Below are 15630 nucleotides of genomic sequence, written 5' to 3'. Positions count from 1 at the left end.
GTGCGGCTCAGCTGCCGCGGTAGGTGGAGTAGCCGTAGGGCGACAGCAGCAGCGGCACGTGATAGTGGCTGTCCGCCTCGCTCATGCCGAAGCGCAGCGGCACTTCGTCGAGGAACAGCGGATCGGCGCCGGCCTGGCCGGTGGCGCGCAGATAGCCGCCTGCGTGGAACACCAGTTCATAGGTGCCGGTGGCGAACTCGCCTGCGGGCAGGATCTGCTCATCGGTGCGCCCGTCGTCATTGGTGATCAGGCTGCGCAGGTGGATGCGCTCATCGCCTTCGATCCGGTAAAGGTCGATCTTCAGCCCTTCTGCCGGGCAGCCGCGGGCGGTGTCCAGCACATGGGTGGTCAGAAATCCGGCCATGCCAGCCTCCTATCTATTCCGTTTCCATAGGTATGCGCGGTTCAGGCGAATGCATACAGAAGGAAGAGTCAAAAAGTTCTTTCAAAAATATACTGAAAGCCGAATGGGATTATCTGTTCTATACATAATAAAAAGACAGGAGACCTGACGTGACGCGCTATCCCCGTGACTTGCGCGGATACGGTGCTGCCGCACCCGACCCGCAGTGGCCCAATGGGGCCAAAGCCGCCGTGCAATTTGTTCTGAACTATGAAGAAGGCGGCGAGAACTGCATCCTGCATGGGGATGCGGCTTCTGAGGCCTTTCTCTCCGACATTCCCGGTGCCGCACAATGGCCGGGCCAGCGCCATTGGAACATGGAGTCGATCTATGAATACGGGTCGCGCGCCGGGTTCTGGCGGCTGCACCGGCTGTTCACCGGCGCAGGTATTCCGTTGACCATCTATGGCGTCGCCAGTGCCCTGGCCCGAAGCCCCGAGCAGGTGCAGGCGATGAAGGACGTGGACTGGGAGATAGCCAGCCACGGCCTGAAATGGGTCGAGCACAAGGACATGGCCGAAGACGAAGAGCGCGCCGCAATTGCCGAGGCTGTGCGCCTGCACACCGAGGTGACCGGAGAGCGCCCGCGCGGCTGGTACACCGGGCGCTGCAGCGCCAACACCGTGCGTCTGGTAGCCGAGGAAGGCGGGTTCGACTACATCTCCGACACCTATGACGACGACCTGCCCTATTGGCTGGAAAGTGGCGGGCGCGATCAGCTGATCATCCCCTACACGCTGGAAGCCAACGACATGCGGTTCGCCAATTCGCCGGGCTGGATCACCGGCGAGCATTTCTTCCAGTATCTGAAGGATGCCTTTGACGTGATCTACGCCGAGGGTGAGGCGGGTGCTGCGAAGATGATGACCATCGGCCTGCACTGCCGTCTGGTGGGCCGTCCGGGCAAGATTGCCGGTCTCAAGCGCTTCATCGACTATATCCAAGGGTTCGAGGGCGTCTGGTGCCCGCGCCGCATCGACATTGCAGAGCATTGGGCAGAAACCCATCCGCCGGTCAAGCGCGATCGCCCCAGCCGGATGGAGCGCGAGGAATTTGTGTCCGCCTACGGCTCGATCTTCGAGCATTCGCCCTGGATCGCCGACCGCGCCTTTGACCTGGAACTGGGTCCGGCGCATGACTGCGCGGCCGGTGTCCACAACGCGTTGTGCCGGATCTTCCGCACCGCCAGCGAGGACGAGCGGCTGGGCGTGCTGACCGCGCACCCGGATCTGGCGGGCAAACTTGCCGCCGCGGGACGCCTGACGGCGGAGAGCACGTCGGAACAGTCCAGCGCCGGCCTTGATATGCTGACCGATGAGGAGCGCGAGACTTTCCAACGGCTCAACTCCGAATATGTGGAGAAGCACGGCTTCCCCTTCATCATCGCGGTGCGCGACCACAACAAAGCGTCGATCATGGAGGCGTTCCACCGTCGCATCCACAATGACCGGGCGACCGAGTTCGACGAGGCCTGCCGCCAGGTTGAGCGCATCGCCCAGTTCCGCTTGCAGGACCTGCTGCCGTGAGCGGGCGGCTGACAGCAAAGCCGCTGACCGCAGCGGCTTTTGCGCCTTATGGCGACGTGATCGAGGTCGCGGGCGCGCCGGACAAGATGATCAATCAGGGCATGTGCGGGCGTCACCACGACCGCGCGGCCCTGGATTTCGGCCCGGACGGCCGGGCCGGCATCAGCCTGTTTGACGCCAAGGCCCGCCACCTGCCGCACAAGGTCGACATGGTGGAGCGCCATCCGGAGGGCAGCCAGGCCTTTGTGCCGGTCAGCGGCGTGCCGATGCTGGTGGTGGTGGCGGATGACGACGGCGGCGTGCCGGTCAACCTGCAGGCCTTCATCAGCCAGCCGGGCCAGTCCATCAACCTGCACCGGGGCACCTGGCACGGGGTGCTCGCCCCGCTGGGAGCACCCGGCCAATACATTGTTGTCGACCGGATCGGCACCTCGCCCAATCTCGAAGAACACTGGTTCAAGGAGCCATTTACCGTGGTCGCTGACTGACCGCACACCTCGAAGCCGCCAACAAAAACAAGAAGCGGCAAGATCCCCATGACCGACAGGAGATTCCATTCATGGCTGACACTTCCATCGGGACGCCAGCACAGCTGCGCGACCCCAACTACACGCCGCCCTTGCACAAGGCGGTGCCGCTGGGCATCCAGCATGTGCTGGCAATGTTTGTGTCCAACGTGACACCGGCAATTATCGTTGCCGGAGCCGCCGGGTTCGGCTTCGGTTCCAATTCGCCCGATTTCCCGGAGCTGCTTTACCTGATCCAGATGTCGATGCTGTTTGCCGGCATTGCCACCCTGCTGCAGACCATCACTCTAGGCCCGGTCGGCTCGGCGCTGCCGATTGTTCAGGGCACCTCCTTTGCCTTTCTGCCGATCATGATCCCGCTGGTTGCGGGCAAGGGTGTGGACGGGCTGGCCGCCCTGTTCACCGGCGTTATCATTGGCGGTATCTTCCACGGGCTGCTCGGCACGGTGATTGGCAAGATCCGCTTTGCCCTGCCGCCGCTGGTCACCGGTCTGGTGGTCACCATGATCGGTCTGGCGCTGGTCAAGGTCGGCATCCAGTACGCCGCAGGCGGTGTACCCGCCATCGGCACGCCGGAATACGGCTCTTTGCTGAACTGGTCGGCGGCACTTGTGGTGATCCTGGTGACCCTGGGCCTCAAGTTCTTCACCAAGGGGATGCTTTCTGTTTCTGCCGTGCTGCTGGGTCTGATCGTCGGCTACATCTATGCATTGATGACCGGCATGCTGACATTTGAGGCGATTTCCGGCTCCTGGTCCGGGGCATCCGCCTTTGCCCTGCCGCAGCCCTTCAAATACGGCTTCGAGTTCTCGGCCGCCGCTGTCATCGGCTTCTGCCTGATGAGCTTTGTCTCTGCGGTCGAAACCGTCGGTGACGTCTCCGGCGTGACCAAGGGCGGCGCGGGCCGCGAGGCCACCGAGGAGGAGATTGCTGGCGCGACCTATGCCGATGGTGTGGGCACAGCCGTTGCAGGTTTCTTTGGCGCTTTCCCGAACACCTCGTTCAGCCAGAACGTCGGCCTGATCGCGATGACCGGGGTGATGAGCCGTCATGTCGTGACCTGCGGCGCCATCTTCCTGATCGTCTGCGGGCTGGTGCCCAAGGTCGGCGCGGTGATCCGCACGGTGCCGATCGAGGTGCTGGGCGGCGGTGTGATCGTGATGTTCGGCATGGTGGTTGCAGCAGGCGTGTCGATGCTGTCGGACGTGGACTGGAACCGCCGCAACATGGTGATCTTTGCGATCTCCCTGTCCATTGGCCTTGGCCTCCAGCTGGAGCCCGGTGCGCTGCAGCACATGCCGGACACCGCGCGCATCCTGCTGACCAGCGGCCTGCTGCCGGCAGCTCTGATCGCCATCGTGCTGAACCTGGTGCTGCCGCAGGATCTGGCGGATGAAGCCACCGAGGAAGTCTCTGGCGGGATGAGCGGCCACGGCAAGGGCTCGCTGCCGCACGAGGATCATGCCTGACGCATTCAGCGTCGCGTAAGAATGAGAGAGCCGGCCCCTGAAGGGCCGGCTTTTTCGTGCGGGCCTACACGCTCAGCCCGTGCAGCACTACCAGCCCCGGCAACCAGCCGGTGAAGATCCCGCACAAAAGCGTCGCCATGGCCGTCAGCCGTGGGCTGCCGCGCCGGAGCGCGAGGTTCAGGAAATACAGGAACCACAGCCCGGACCAGGCGGCCCAGCATCCGGCCAGCCAGACGTCGAACAGCCCGTCCGCTTGCGCTAGCACCCGCAGCACCATGGGGGCCGCGGTCAGCGCCACAAAGCCGCTGAACCAGCCCAGCCCCTCGCCGCTGGAGGCAAAGGTGCGGTTGTAGGCGACCCACAGATAGGTCGTGCCGAACAGCAGCGTCATGCCCGCATCCAGCAGGTCCGCCGGCTGCCGCGCTGCCAGCGCGATCAGCAGAACGGTGGCAAAGAACACCAGCGCCGCAACCGCATTGATCAGGATGATTTCCCGGTCCTGGATCCGGCCCATTTGCCAGATGCCGTTCAGGCACAGCACCACGCCGACCACCAGCAGGCTCAATCCCAGAAACATGATTGGAGTCCCTCAAAGAAAAACAGGAGAGAGGTACACCTCTCTCCTGCCGCTCCGCTATGCGGATATTTGCAGAATGTGTTTCTGGCCGGGGCTTAGAAATCGACCTCGATGGCGATGCCCTTCTCGACCGCCACCTCAACGACCGAGGCCGCGACGGCCAGATCCTGCAGGCCGACGCCGGTGCCGTCGAACAGGGTGATCTGATCGTCCGAAGTGCGGCCCGGATTGGTGCCGTTGATGACCGCGCCGATCTGGGCGACGTCTGCCTCTTGGATCAGGCCCTGGCCCACCGCGTGCTGCGCCTCGCCGATGGAAACGGACTGGGCAACCTCATCGGTGAAGACATCCGCCGCAACCAGCAGCTGGGGATCAACCTCTTGCTTGCCCTTGGTGTCGGTGCCCATGCAGGCGACGTGGGTGCCGGGGCTGACCTGATCGACCTTCAGGATCGCGTCAAAAGACGAGGTGATCGAGATGATCACATCCGCTTCGCGCATGCCATCCAGTTCAACCGCCTCAAAGGGCAGCCCTGCCTCGTCCGCCACCTCTTGCAGGTTCAGCAGCATCTCCGGGTGCAGGTTCCAGCCGATGACTTTCTCAAAGCCGCGCTGCTCCAGCGCCGCGCGCAGCTGGAACTTGGCCTGATGGCCGGCGCCGATCATGCCGATCACCTTGGCGTCCTGGCGGGCCAGGTGCTTGATCGAGACCGAGGACGCCGCCGCAGTGCGCAGCGCGGTCAAGAGATTGCCGCCCACCATCGCCTTCACCTTGCCGGTGTCGGGGTCGAACAGGAAAACGGTGGACTGGTGGTTGATCAGCCCGCGTTTCTCCAAGTTGTTCGGCCAGTAGCCGCCTGCCTTGAGGCCCAGGGTGAGGCCTGCGCGGTCAAAGCCGCCCTTGAAGCCATAAAGCGCGTCCTCGTGGCCGATCGCCTCGCGCACCACGGGGAAGTTGTAGGCATCTCCCGAAGCCATGGCGGCAAAGACCTTCTCGACTGCATCGAACGAGGCTTCGCGAGTCACCAGGTCCGCAATCGCCTTTTCCGGAACGATATACATGTCTGTTTCTCCTCAACAAAAAAGCCGGCGGAGGGCGGCTGTGCGCACCTCCGCCAGTTCGGGGATTGATCAGTTAGTAGGCCTTGCCGCGGGCCGAGACGGGCCAGACGGTTTCGACCTTGCCGTTCCGGACGCCGACGTACCAGTCGTGCACGTTTGCGGTCGGGTCGCAGTGGCCCGGCACCAGACGCAGTTTCTCGCCCACTTTCAGCGCCCCGGAGGGGTCGGAAACCACGCCGTGCTCGTCCGAGCACTTGATGTATTCCACGTCGTCGCGGCCGAAGATGAAAGGCAAGCCGCTGTCCACGGATTGCGCCTTGAGGCCCGCGTCCACGATGGCCTTGTCGGCCTTGGCGTGGCTCATCACCTGGGTGTAGAGGAAGAAAGCGTTTTCCCACTCGCCCTGGTCGATCCGGTTGCCGTCCTTGTCCAGGATGCGGCCGTAGTCCGCGTCCATGAAGGCGTAGGAGCCGCACTGCAGCTCATTGTACACGCCGGAGTTCGATTCAAAGTAGTAGGAACCAGTGCCGCCGCCGGAGACCAGCTCGCACTCAATGCCTTCGGCCTTCAGACCCTCAACCGCATCGGCAACCTGGGCGATGGCGATGTCCAGCTTGGCCTTGCGGTCCTCGTAGCTGTCCATGTGCTGCATAGCGCCCTGATAGGCCTGGATGCCGGAAAACTTGAGGTTCTCTGCTGCGTTCACCGCCTTGGCGATTTCGACAACCGCCTCGGTGGTGGTCACGCCGCAGCGGCCGGCGCCGCAGTCGATCTCGACGAACACTTCCAGCTCGGTGCCGTGCTTCTGCGCCGCTGCCGACAGGTCGGCGACGTTGTCCAGATCATCGACGCAAACGATTGTGCGGGCGCCCAGCTTGGGCAGGCGGGCCAGACGGTCGATTTTCTGGGGGTCGCGCACCTGGTTGGACACCAGGATGTCCTTGATGCCGCCGCGGGCAAAGACCTCAGCTTCGGACACTTTCTGGCAGCAAACGCCAACCGCGCCGCCCAGTTCTTCCTGCAGCTTGGCCACGTCCACCGACTTGTGCATCTTGCCGTGCACCCGGTGGCGCATGCCGTGCGCCTTGGCATAGTCGCCCATTTTCTTGATGTTGCGCTCCAGCGCGTCCAGGTCGAGGACCAGCGCCGGTGTCTGGATGTCAGCCTCGTCCATGCCCGGGATCGCCGGGACGTCATAGCCGACTTCAAGTTCTTCGAATTTGGTCTGTGCGTTCATGTTTCTATTCCCCAGTTTAGCTGTTCATCCAGGGCAGCTTGTCGAGGTCGACATTGCCGCCGGTGACGATCAGGCCCACGCGTTTGCCCGCGAAGGCGTCTTTGTTCTTCAGAATGGTGGCGAGCGGCACCGCCGAGGACGGCTCCATCACGATGCGCAAGTGCTTCCAGATCAGCTTCATTGCGTCGATGATCTCCGCGTCGGACGCGGTGTAGATCTCGCTGACGTGGTTGCTGACGAAGTGCCAGGTCAGCTCCTTCAGCGGCACCAGCAGCCCGTCGGCGATGGTCTTGGGCGCATCATCAGCGATGATGTAGCCCGCCTTGAAGCTGCGGTAGGCGTCATCGGCCTGCTCCGGCTCTGCCGCGATCACCTTGGTTTCCGGTGCCAGCGTCGACAGCGTCAGGCAGGTGCCCGAGATCATGCCGCCGCCGCCGATCGGGGCGACAACCATGTCGAGGCCGCCGGTCTGCTCCACGAATTCCTTGGCGCAGGTCCCCTGCCCCGCAACCACGCGCGGGTCGTTGTAAGGGTGCACGAAATCACCGCCGGTTTCGGCCTGCACCTTGGCAAAGGTCTCCTCGCGCGAGGAGGTCGAGGGCTCGCATTCGGTGATCCGGCCGCCGTAGCGGCGCACGGTGTCCTTCTTGGCCTGCGGCGCGGTGCGCGGCATCACCACGTTGCAGGGAATGCCGCGCAGCATTGCCGCGTAGGACAAGCAGGAGGCATGGTTGCCCGAAGAATGCGTGGCGACGCCTTTTTTCGCCTGCTCTTCGTCCAGCCCGAACACTGCGTTGGCAGCGCCGCGCACCTTGAAGGCGCCCGGCTCCTGGAAGTTCTCGCATTTGAAGAACAGCTCAGCGCCGGTCAGTTCATTAAGGTAGTCCGAGGTGCGCACCGGCGTGCGGCGGATATGCGGCTGGATGCGCTCATGCGCAGCCAGCATGTCCTCGTAGGTCGGGATATACATAGCAGTATCCTTCATCAGGCGGCAGCCTTGGTGCTGGATGCGGTGTTGCCGCGGTAGTAGTCCTGTGCAGCCGCCACGCCGGAGCCCAGCTGGATGTTCAGGCCCAGGTCGGCCATGACCATTTCGGCGGTCGCAATGCCCGACAGCGCCATCACGTCGGTCAGGCTGCCCAGGTGGCCGATGCGGAACACTTTGCCCGCGACCTCACCCAGGCCGGTGCCAAAGGCGACCCCGTATTTCTCGGCCGCCAGGCTCACGAACTTGTTGGCGTCAAAGCCGTCCGGCGTGCGGATCGCGCTGACGCTGTCGGAGTAGACATCCGGCGACACGGCGCAAAGCTCCAGCCCCCAGGCGCGGACTGCGGCGCGGACGCCCTCGGCAATCCGGTGGTGGCGGGCAAAGACGTTTTCCAGCCCTTCGTCCAGCAGCATACCACAGGCCATGTTCAGACCGTTCAGCAAACCGACAGAGGGCGTATAGGGATAGGCGCTGTTGGCATAGCCGGCGGCCATGTCCTTGATATCAAAGAAGGTGCGCGGCAGCGTCGCGGTTTCGGCAGCCTTCATCGCCTTGGGCGAGAAGCCAACGATGGCCAGGCCCGGCGGCAGCATGAAACCCTTTTGCGAGCCGGTAACGGCAATATCGACGCCCCATTCATCCATCCGGAAGTCCATCGAGGCGATCGACGACACGCCATCAACAAAAAGCAGCGCCGGGTGGCCTGCGGCGTCCAGCGCGCGGCGGACTGCGGCGATGTCGGATTTCACACCGGTTGCGGTCTCATTGTGGGTCGCCAGAACCACCTTGATCTCGTGCGATTTGTCGGCGGTCAGGATTTCCTCGTAACGGTCCGCCGGAATGCCCTCCCCCCAGGGGGTATCGACGACCTGCACGTCCAGCCCGTGGCGCTGGCACATGTCGATCCAGCGGTGGCTGAACATGCCGTTGCGTGCGGCCAGGATCTTGTCGCCTGCGTTCAGCGTGTTGGTGATCGCGGTTTCCCAGCCGCCGGTGCCGGTCGACGGAAAGACAAAGATCTCGGCGGTTTCGCTTTTCAGAACCTTCTTCACACCGGCCAGTGCCGGGTGCAGGATCTGGCCGAACAGCGGCGAGCGGTGGTCCAGCGTCGGCATGTCCACTGCCTTGCGCAGTGCTTCGGGCATATTGGTCGGACCGGGAATGAAAACCGGATTTTGAAAGCTCATGTCGTGCCCTCCTGTGGCGATTTCCTTCACTTTAGAGACAAGGCGCACGCAGGGAAATTTTTTTGAAAAAAGCTTTCATAAATGCTAAAATGCGTGATTTTCGCCATAAATTCAAAGGCTTTAGTTTTTTCACTGTACAGAAGCGATTTTCAGTTTTATCCATAAGCTGCTTATTGAATTGCCTCGGGAGGCTTGAAAATGCCGCAAGCACCGCGCCGCAAGGGCCGCCCCAAAAGCTTTGATTCCGCCAGCCAGCCGGCCACCATTCAATCGCTTGATCGGGCGCTGGACGTGCTGGATGCGCTGGCCGGCGCCAGCGGCATGACGCTGACCGAACTGTCCACGGCGCTGGATCAGTCGGCGGCCACCATGTACCGGGTGCTGGCCACCCTGGAGGCGCGCCAGATCGTCGAGATGGATCCGCTGTCGCAGACCTGGCACATCGGCGCGATGGCCTTCCGCCTCGGCTCCGCCTTCTTGCGCCGCTCCAGCGTGATCGAGCGGGCGCGGCCGGTGATGCGCGAACTGATGGAGGCCACCGGCGAGACCTCCAACCTCGGGATCGAACGCGGCGGCGACGTGATGTTCGTGAGCCAGGTGGAAACCCATGAATCCATCCGCGCCTTCTTTCCGCCCGGCACCACCTCGCCGATGCATGCTTCGGGCATCGGAAAGGCGCTGCTCAGCTGTTTCGGGGAAGATCAGCTGGCCCGTTTCCTACGCGGCCGGACACTGGAGCGGTTCACAGAAAAGACCCTGACGTCCGTAGAGGCGCTTCGCGCTGATCTGGCCCGAATCCGAAGCCGCGGCTGGTCCTTTGATGATGAGGAAAAGGCGCCGGGCATGCGCTGCGTCGCAGCGCCTGTCTTCGGCATGCAGGGAGAGGTGCTGGCGGGGATCTCCATCTCCGGTCCCACTGCGCGGATGCCGGATGGGGGCATCAACGGCATCGGCGCCCTAGTCAAGGACGCCGCAGAGAAACTGTCTTATGGATTGGGGGCGCCGGCAGCGGATCAGACCCCGCCCGGCTGACCAGCCGGGCAGCGCCCGGGCACATTTTCAGGCCGGGCGCTCCCCCCCGCCGTTAGCGCAACGGCGCCAGCGGCATGTGCCGGTTCACGTCCTTGTACAGCAGATAGCGGAACTTGCCCGGGCCGCCTGCATAACAGGCCTGCGGGCAGAAGGCGCGCAGCCACATGTAATCGCCGGCCTCAACCTCGACCCAGTCCTGGTTCAGCCTGTAGACCGCCTTGCCCTCCAGCACATAAAGCCCGTGCTCCATCACATGGGTCTCGGCAAAGGGGATCACCGCGCCGGGCTCGAAGGTGACGATGGTCACATGCATGTCGTGGCGCAGGTCATTGGGGTCCACGAACCGGGTGGTTGCCCACTTGCCCTCGGTTTCCGGCATCGGGGTCGGATCGACGTGGTTTTCGTTGGTGACAAAGGCCTCAGGCGCGTCCAGCCCTGCAACCGGCTGGTAGGCCTTGCGGATCCAGTGGAAGCGGACCGGCGCGTCACCGTTATTGCGCAGGCTCCAAGTGGCTTGCGGCGGCAGGAAGGCATAGCCGCCCTCCTCCATTTCATGCGTGGTGCCGTCGATGGTCAGGGTCATGGCGCCCTGCACCACGAACAGCACCGCTTCGGTGCCCGGCTCGGTTTCCGGACGGTCGCTGCCGCCGCCGGGCTGCACTTCGGCAATGTACTGGGAAAACGTCTCGGCAAATCCGGACAGGGGCCGCGACAGCACCCAGAAGCGGGCCTTGTCCCAAAACGGCAAAAGGCTCGCCACGATATCGCTCATCGTGCCCTTGGGGATCACCGCATAGGCCTCGGTGAACATGGCGCGGTCGGTGAGCAGCTGGGTCTGCGGCGGCAGCCCGCCTTCCGGCGCGTAATAGGATCGTTTTGTCATGGGCTGCCTTTCCTGCTGAAGTGCTGCCCCATTGATACCCGCCTGTCCCGTGCAACCGAACTTATTTCCGTATCAAGATTACCTGAAGGATTATTTCGGAATTTTTGAAGGCAGGCAAAAGCACCTACCCGCCGCCGATATCCTCCGGCGCGATGGAGACGGTTTTGACAATCGCATGGCATTCTGCGCCCGGCTCCAGCCCCAGCGCGTGCGCTGACCGGCGGGTGACACGGGCCAGCACCCGGCCCGCTGGCGTCGTCAGCGAGACCATGGCGCCCGGTCCGCCGCCTGTGCGCAAATGCTCGACGGTGCCCGGCAGGATGTTGAGCGCTGACAGCCCTTCCGGGCGCTGGCGCGACAGGATCACCTCATGCGCTGATATCCTGATCCGGACCACACTGCCGGGTGCCTTGGCAATCTGCGGCAGGAACAGCGGCACGCCGCCTGCGTCCAGTTCCGTCAGCCCGTCACTGTGATGCCTGGCAACCCGTGCCTGCAGCAATGCGCCCGCCGCTCGGACACCTGCAGGCATCACCGCGGGGTCGCCCAGAACCTCGGCTGCTGTACCCTGCCGCTGCACCTTGCCGTCCTGCAGCGCAACCACGGTGGTTGCCAGACGGGCGACTTCGGCGGCGGAGTGGCTGACGTATAGCATCGGAATGCCGATTTCATCCCGGAGCCGTTCGAAATAGGGCATTATCTCCGCTTTGCGGGCCTCGTCCAGCGCCGACAGCGGTTCATCCGCCAGGATCATTCGCGGCGCAGCCAGCAGCGCGCGGCCAATGGCGACCCGCTGCTTTTCGCCGCCTGACAGCCCTCCGGGACGGCGTTGCAGCAGCGGGCCGATGCCCAGCAGCTCCACCACCCGGTCCAAGCTTTCGCGCTTGGCGTCCCGCGGTGCAAACCACTGCCCGAAAGCCAGGTTCTGCCGCACCGTCAGATGCGGGAACAGCCGCCCTTCCTGAAAGACATAACCCATGCGGCGCTTGTGCGGCGGCAGCCAATGCCGCCGGGTGGTGTCAAACAGCACCTCGCCATTCAGCGTCACCCGGCCCTGATCCGGCCTGATGAGCCCGGCCACCGCCTGGATGACCGTGGTCTTGCCGGTGCCGGAGCGGCCGAACAGCACCGTGACGCCTGGCGGCGCCTCGAACTGCACATCCAGCCCGAACCCCGGCAGCGCATGTTGCAGAGAGACGGACAGCATCAGCGCCCTCCGGCCCGGTCAGCTGCCCGCCGCGCCAGCAGCTCCGACAGCAGCAGAGCGGTCAACGCGATGGCAATCGATATCAGGGTCAGCCGCAGCGCCGCTGTCTCGCCGCCCGGCACCTGCAGGAACGTATAGATCGCGGAGGGCAGCGTCTGGGTCTGGCCCGGGATGCTGGAGACAAAAGTGATGGTGGCGCCGAACTCGCCCATTGCCTTGGCAAAACCCAGCACCGTGCCGGCGATCAGACCGGGCATGATCATCGGCAGGGTGATGGTGGCAAAACACATCAGGCGCGATGCGCCCAAGGTGGCGGCGGCCTGTTCCAGCTTGGGGTCCACCGCCTCCACGGACAGGCGGATCGCCCGTACCATCAAGGGAAAGGCCATGATGCCAGCCGCCAGCGCCGCCCCGGTCCAGCGGAACGCAAAGACAATGCCGATTTGCTGCAGCGCTCCTCCGACCGGGCCTTTGGTGCCGAACACCATCAGCAGCAGATAGCCGGTCACCACCGGCGGCAGGATCAGCGGCAGGTGCACCAGGCTGTTGACGATCTGCTTGCCGGGAAACTGCCAGCGTGCCAGCGCATAGGCGGTAAAAACCGCCAGCGGCAGCGCCGCCAGCGTTGCCCAGATCGAAACCCGCAGCGACAGCATGACTGCCTGCCATTCCTCAGGTCCCAGCCATGCAGTTTCAGCGCTCACTCCTTCGGCACTCCAAAACCGTGCTTCCGGAAGATGCTCCTTGCCGCGGGGCCGCGCAGGTATTCCAGAAATGCCCGGGCCTCAGCCGTATTGCCACCCGTCACCACCGCAGCCGGGTAAATGACCGGAGGGTGGCTGCCTTCCGGAAAGGCTGCGATCACCGTGACGCCGGATTCCGCGCGTGCATCGGTGGCATAGACAACCCCCATCGGAGCCTCGCCCGAGGCAACCAGCGCCAGCGCGGCCCGCACATTGGCGGATTGGGCCACCTTGGGCGCCACCGCAGGCCATTGCCCCAGCGCCGTCAGCGCCGCCTTGCCATAGATGCCTGCAGGCACCGCATCCACCAGCGCCATGGCCAGGCGCCCCTCGCCCAGCAGCCCGGCCAGATCGGCTGCCTCCAGATCCAGGGGCGGCACACCGCTGCCATAGGCAATCAGAACCAGGTCGTTCTCCAGCAAGTCGACACGGGAGGCGGAGTCGATCAGCCCTTCCTCTTGCAGGACATCCATCCAGCCGGGGTTGGCGGAGATGAAAATATCAGCGGGGGCGCCAAGCTGGATCTGCCGGGCCAGGGCTGGAGAGCCGGCATAGGAGAGAGTCACGTTATGGCCGGTGTCTGCCAGGTAGGTCACGGCGGCTTCATCCAGCGCGGTTTTGGTGCTGGCGGCCGCAAAGACGGTTATCCCGGCCTGCCCCATGCCGGCCAGGCCGAGGAAGATGGCACCCGCGGCAAAAAGACTCCGCCGGAGGCCCGGCGAAGCCATTGAATTGAAATATGAGGCCAGTTTATCCGTCATGTCCCTTTAGGGACTAACCCCGCTGTCCGGTCCGGGCAAACTGTATTTTCCGGCAGCCGCTATGCAGGCCCAAGTTCCGGAGCCCCCGTTGCGGATGCCTGCAGGTCAGAACAGGTCGACCACGCCTGCGCCGCCGGCCGCGGGCGCGGGGGCAGGTGCCGGGCGGGCGGCTGCGCGCTGCTCCAGTTCGCCGAGTTTGCGGTCATCCTGGACATGAGTCTGCTGGGCCGCACCGGAACAGGCGTGGAAACGCACCCGGCGCGCCGAGGTGCCGCCAACGCTGGAGGAGACGCAAGGAATACCTTCATCGCGCAGAAAACGCTGGACAAAGTCGGCATTCGCCGCGCCGATGTCCGACAGGTTTGCCGACATTTTCGCGCCGCCGAACACCTTGGCCTTCAGATTGGAACGGATGGCGCCCTTCTTGAGAATGCCGTTGATCAGCAGTTCCATCGCATGGATGCCATAGCGGGCATTGGCAGCTCCGCCATGGCGGGCGTTGGCCAGCAGGAAATGATTCATCCCGCCTACACCATTTTCCGGATCGTAAATGCAGGCTGCAATGCACGAGCCTAGGACCGTGGAGAACATAATCTTCGGATCCGTGCTTACCCGGTATTCCCCTTGCAGAACGGTAACGGATTTCGAATTGGCGAAAACTTTGGTCAAAGTCTGGTCCCTTCCTGCGGTTCGATCAGGCCTTGCTGGCCTGTAGTAGTGTATTGGCCATCCGGGCCAGAGGTACCTGCTGCTGGGCAGCACCCATCTCCCAAGCCACTCGCGGCATGCCGTAGACCACCGAGGACTTTTCGTCCTGGGCAAAGGTCTTGGCGCCCGCCTTGCGCAGTTCCAGAAGCCCCCGGGCCCCGTCCTGGCCCATGCCGGTCAGGATGGTGGCAACAACGTCCTTCCCGTATGGCACGGCAGAGGTGAACAGAGCGTCAACAGAAGGGGTGTGGCCGGAAATATCGGGGCCTTCCTTCATCCGCAGGCGCAGCGGCTTGCGGCTGGTGATCCCCATGTGGCGGCGCTGGCCCGCGGCGATGTAAACATGGCCAGGCTCCAGCGTGATGCCGTCTTCGGCGGCCCGGACCCGGGCCGGGCAAATGCGGTCCAGCAGCGACACAAGGCCGGTGCCGAAGTTCTTGCCGGTGTGCTGCACGATCAGGGTCGGCGGGCAGTCGAAGGGAAAGCCGACCAGCACATTGCGCAGCGCCTCCACCCCGCCGGTCGAAGAACCGATCAGGATGAGCTTCTTGCTGCCTCCGGCCGCAGCGGCCGGCCGGGAAGCCGAGGCGCCAGCGGCAGCCCTGGGACTGCGGCGCGGCGCATTGATCATCATGTCGAAATACTGGGCGAACTGGCTGGGGTGATCGGACTTGGTCAGCTCGAAGATGCCTGCGCCGACATCCAGAAGCGGCGAGGACTTGCGTGCCGGAGTGGCGCCCTGGGTTTCCATCACGGAGACCCAGCGGGTGTCCATGGCGGAGAACAGCGCCATCATCATTTCAAATTCGGGCAGCTTAGTGAACCCGTCCTCGACAAAGGCAAAAACCGGCTGTGCGGCCTCTGCCTGATTGTAGGCCATCATCAGGTTGTTGGCCAACAGCACCTTCATGCCGGGATAAGCGGATTCCATATAGCCCTGCAAGGTGCGGGCAAAGTTGCGGTCTGTGGTAATGATCAATAAGTTACGCGAAGACAATGGTTTCCCCAGTCAAATTGCAGTGCCCTCAGAATTGCAGGCACAGGTTGCCATAGTCTGAAGGCGCCGCCGTTTTCCGCGGCGCCTCCGGTGAGTGTTCAGAAATCCTGCCAGAGATCGCGGGCGGCATTGCCGCTGCTGGCCGCAGGCGCAGGCGCCGGGCTGGCCTCGATCTCCCAGTTGCCCCCGCCATGCGCCGAGGGCGCCGGCTTGGCGGCCGGGGCGGGGGCTGCCGCCGGGCCCGGGCGGGCGGACAGGGTGGCGCCGGGGACCCGGAAAAGCGCCACCAGCCCGGCCCGCTTGCCCGCGTCGGTGGTCAGCATG

16 protein-coding genes and 1 pseudogene are annotated in these 15630 nt (G+C 63.9%); 4 read left to right on the top strand and 13 right to left on the bottom strand.

Annotated elements, in window-relative coordinates:
* Positions 1-7: 7 nt before the first annotated feature.
* Positions 8-364: a hydroxyisourate hydrolase gene (gene uraH / locus AB1A62_RS21080; protein WP_366663427.1), complete on the bottom strand. Its 357-nt coding sequence runs from the start codon at positions 362-364 to the stop codon at positions 8-10.
* A 149-nt stretch (positions 365-513) separates the two neighbouring features.
* Between uraH and puuE the strand changes: the two genes are divergently transcribed.
* From puuE to AB1A62_RS21065, 3 genes are all read left to right on the top strand, one after another.
* Positions 514-1929 (top strand): allantoinase PuuE, encoded by a 1416-nt coding sequence (gene puuE, locus AB1A62_RS21075; protein ID WP_366663426.1) that lies wholly within the window; start codon positions 514-516, stop codon positions 1927-1929.
* Positions 1926-2417: an ureidoglycolate lyase gene (locus AB1A62_RS21070; protein ID WP_366663425.1), complete on the top strand. Its 492-nt coding sequence runs from the start codon at positions 1926-1928 to the stop codon at positions 2415-2417. Before puuE ends, AB1A62_RS21070 begins: the two co-directional genes overlap by 4 nt.
* Before the next feature lie 71 nt (positions 2418-2488).
* Positions 2489-3925 carry a nucleobase:cation symporter-2 family protein gene (locus AB1A62_RS21065; protein ID WP_366663424.1) on the top strand — a complete coding sequence of 479 codons (1437 nt, stop codon included), beginning with the start codon at positions 2489-2491 and terminating at the stop codon, positions 3923-3925.
* A 64-nt stretch (positions 3926-3989) separates the two neighbouring features.
* On the opposite strand, the gene AB1A62_RS21060 is transcribed toward AB1A62_RS21065, so the two are convergent.
* From AB1A62_RS21060 to bhcA, 5 genes are all read right to left on the bottom strand, one after another.
* Positions 3990-4502, bottom strand: coding sequence for an AmiS/UreI family transporter (locus AB1A62_RS21060; RefSeq protein WP_366663423.1), 513 nt, complete (start codon positions 4500-4502; stop codon positions 3990-3992).
* Positions 4503-4597: 95 nt separating this feature from the next.
* On the bottom strand, positions 4598-5563 hold the full coding sequence (gene bhcD, locus AB1A62_RS21055) for an iminosuccinate reductase BhcD (protein WP_366663422.1): 966 nt from the start codon (positions 5561-5563) through the stop codon (positions 4598-4600).
* 73 nt (positions 5564-5636) lie between these two features.
* Positions 5637-6800: a 3-hydroxy-D-aspartate aldolase BhcC gene (bhcC, locus tag AB1A62_RS21050; protein WP_366663421.1), complete on the bottom strand. Its 1164-nt coding sequence runs from the start codon at positions 6798-6800 to the stop codon at positions 5637-5639.
* 16 nt (positions 6801-6816) lie between these two features.
* Positions 6817-7785: a beta-hydroxyaspartate dehydratase BhcB gene (gene bhcB, locus AB1A62_RS21045; RefSeq protein ID WP_366663420.1), complete on the bottom strand. Its 969-nt coding sequence runs from the start codon at positions 7783-7785 to the stop codon at positions 6817-6819.
* The gene (gene bhcA, locus AB1A62_RS21040) at positions 7785-8975 is read right to left on the bottom strand and encodes an L-aspartate--glyoxylate aminotransferase BhcA (protein ID WP_366663419.1); all 1191 of its coding nucleotides are present in this window, start codon (positions 8973-8975) and stop codon (positions 7785-7787) included. Before bhcA ends, bhcB begins: the two co-directional genes overlap by 1 nt.
* Positions 8976-9173: 198 nt before the next feature.
* Here bhcA and bhcR point away from each other — a divergent pair, with 198 nt between their 5' ends.
* Positions 9174-10007, top strand: a complete 834-nt coding sequence (bhcR, locus tag AB1A62_RS21035; protein ID WP_366663418.1) for an HTH-type transcriptional regulator BhcR — start codon at positions 9174-9176, stop codon at positions 10005-10007.
* Between the two features lie 52 nt (positions 10008-10059).
* On the opposite strand, the gene AB1A62_RS21030 is transcribed toward bhcR, so the two are convergent.
* The 7 genes and pseudogenes from AB1A62_RS21030 to AB1A62_RS21000 form a co-directional block, all read right to left on the bottom strand.
* Positions 10060-10890 carry a bifunctional allantoicase/(S)-ureidoglycine aminohydrolase gene (locus tag AB1A62_RS21030; RefSeq protein WP_366663417.1) on the bottom strand — a complete coding sequence of 277 codons (831 nt, stop codon included), beginning with the start codon at positions 10888-10890 and terminating at the stop codon, positions 10060-10062.
* A 124-nt stretch (positions 10891-11014) separates the two neighbouring features.
* Positions 11015-12097 carry a molybdenum ABC transporter ATP-binding protein gene (gene modC / locus AB1A62_RS21025; protein WP_366663416.1) on the bottom strand — a complete coding sequence of 361 codons (1083 nt, stop codon included), beginning with the start codon at positions 12095-12097 and terminating at the stop codon, positions 11015-11017.
* Positions 12097-12801, bottom strand: coding sequence for a molybdate ABC transporter permease subunit (gene modB / locus AB1A62_RS21020; protein WP_366663415.1), 705 nt, complete (start codon positions 12799-12801; stop codon positions 12097-12099). Before modB ends, modC begins: the two co-directional genes overlap by 1 nt.
* Positions 12798-13502, bottom strand: a complete 705-nt coding sequence (gene modA, locus AB1A62_RS21015) for a molybdate ABC transporter substrate-binding protein (protein WP_366663438.1) — start codon at positions 13500-13502, stop codon at positions 12798-12800. Before modA ends, modB begins: the two co-directional genes overlap by 4 nt.
* 204 nt (positions 13503-13706) lie before the next feature.
* Complete coding sequence (locus AB1A62_RS21010; RefSeq protein WP_366663414.1) at positions 13707-14270, bottom strand: chemotaxis protein CheD; 564 nt, start codon at positions 14268-14270, stop codon at positions 13707-13709.
* 25 nt (positions 14271-14295) lie between these two features.
* Positions 14296-15240: a CheB methylesterase domain-containing protein gene (locus AB1A62_RS21005; RefSeq protein WP_366663437.1), complete on the bottom strand. Its 945-nt coding sequence runs from the start codon at positions 15238-15240 to the stop codon at positions 14296-14298.
* A gap of 164 nt (positions 15241-15404) precedes the next feature.
* Positions 15405-15630 (bottom strand): annotated as a pseudogene (locus tag AB1A62_RS21000) (chemotaxis protein); the annotation flags it as partial.

The organism is Leisingera sp. JC11 (genome assembly GCF_040704725.1).
GTDB lineage: Bacteria > Pseudomonadota > Alphaproteobacteria > Rhodobacterales > Rhodobacteraceae > Leisingera.
This window is presented reverse-complemented; position numbering and strand designations above follow the sequence as displayed.

Excerpts from the sequence above, each read along its gene's own strand:
- modA (WP_366663438.1), bottom strand. The coding sequence starts at position 13,502 with ATGGGGCAGGCCGGGATAACCGTCTTTGCGGCCGCCAGCACCAAAACC.
- bhcB (WP_366663420.1), bottom strand. The coding sequence starts at position 7,785 with ATGAAGGATACTGCTATGTATATCCCGACCTACGAGGACATGCTGGCT.
- bhcD (WP_366663422.1), bottom strand. The coding sequence starts at position 5,563 with ATGTATATCGTTCCGGAAAAGGCGATTGCGGACCTGGTGACTCGCGAA.
- uraH (WP_366663427.1), bottom strand. The coding sequence starts at position 364 with ATGGCCGGATTTCTGACCACCCATGTGCTGGACACCGCCCGCGGCTGC.
- AB1A62_RS21065 (WP_366663424.1), top strand. The coding sequence starts at position 2,489 with ATGGCTGACACTTCCATCGGGACGCCAGCACAGCTGCGCGACCCCAAC.
- AB1A62_RS21060 (WP_366663423.1), bottom strand. The coding sequence starts at position 4,502 with ATGTTTCTGGGATTGAGCCTGCTGGTGGTCGGCGTGGTGCTGTGCCTG.
- AB1A62_RS21005 (WP_366663437.1), bottom strand. The coding sequence starts at position 15,240 with ATGGAATCCGCTTATCCCGGCATGAAGGTGCTGTTGGCCAACAACCTG.
- bhcA (WP_366663419.1), bottom strand. The coding sequence starts at position 8,975 with ATGAGCTTTCAAAATCCGGTTTTCATTCCCGGTCCGACCAATATGCCC.
- bhcR (WP_366663418.1), top strand. The coding sequence starts at position 9,174 with ATGCCGCAAGCACCGCGCCGCAAGGGCCGCCCCAAAAGCTTTGATTCC.
- AB1A62_RS21030 (WP_366663417.1), bottom strand. The coding sequence starts at position 10,890 with ATGACAAAACGATCCTATTACGCGCCGGAAGGCGGGCTGCCGCCGCAG.
- modC (WP_366663416.1), bottom strand. The coding sequence starts at position 12,097 with ATGCTGTCCGTCTCTCTGCAACATGCGCTGCCGGGGTTCGGGCTGGAT.
- bhcC (WP_366663421.1), bottom strand. The coding sequence starts at position 6,800 with ATGAACGCACAGACCAAATTCGAAGAACTTGAAGTCGGCTATGACGTC.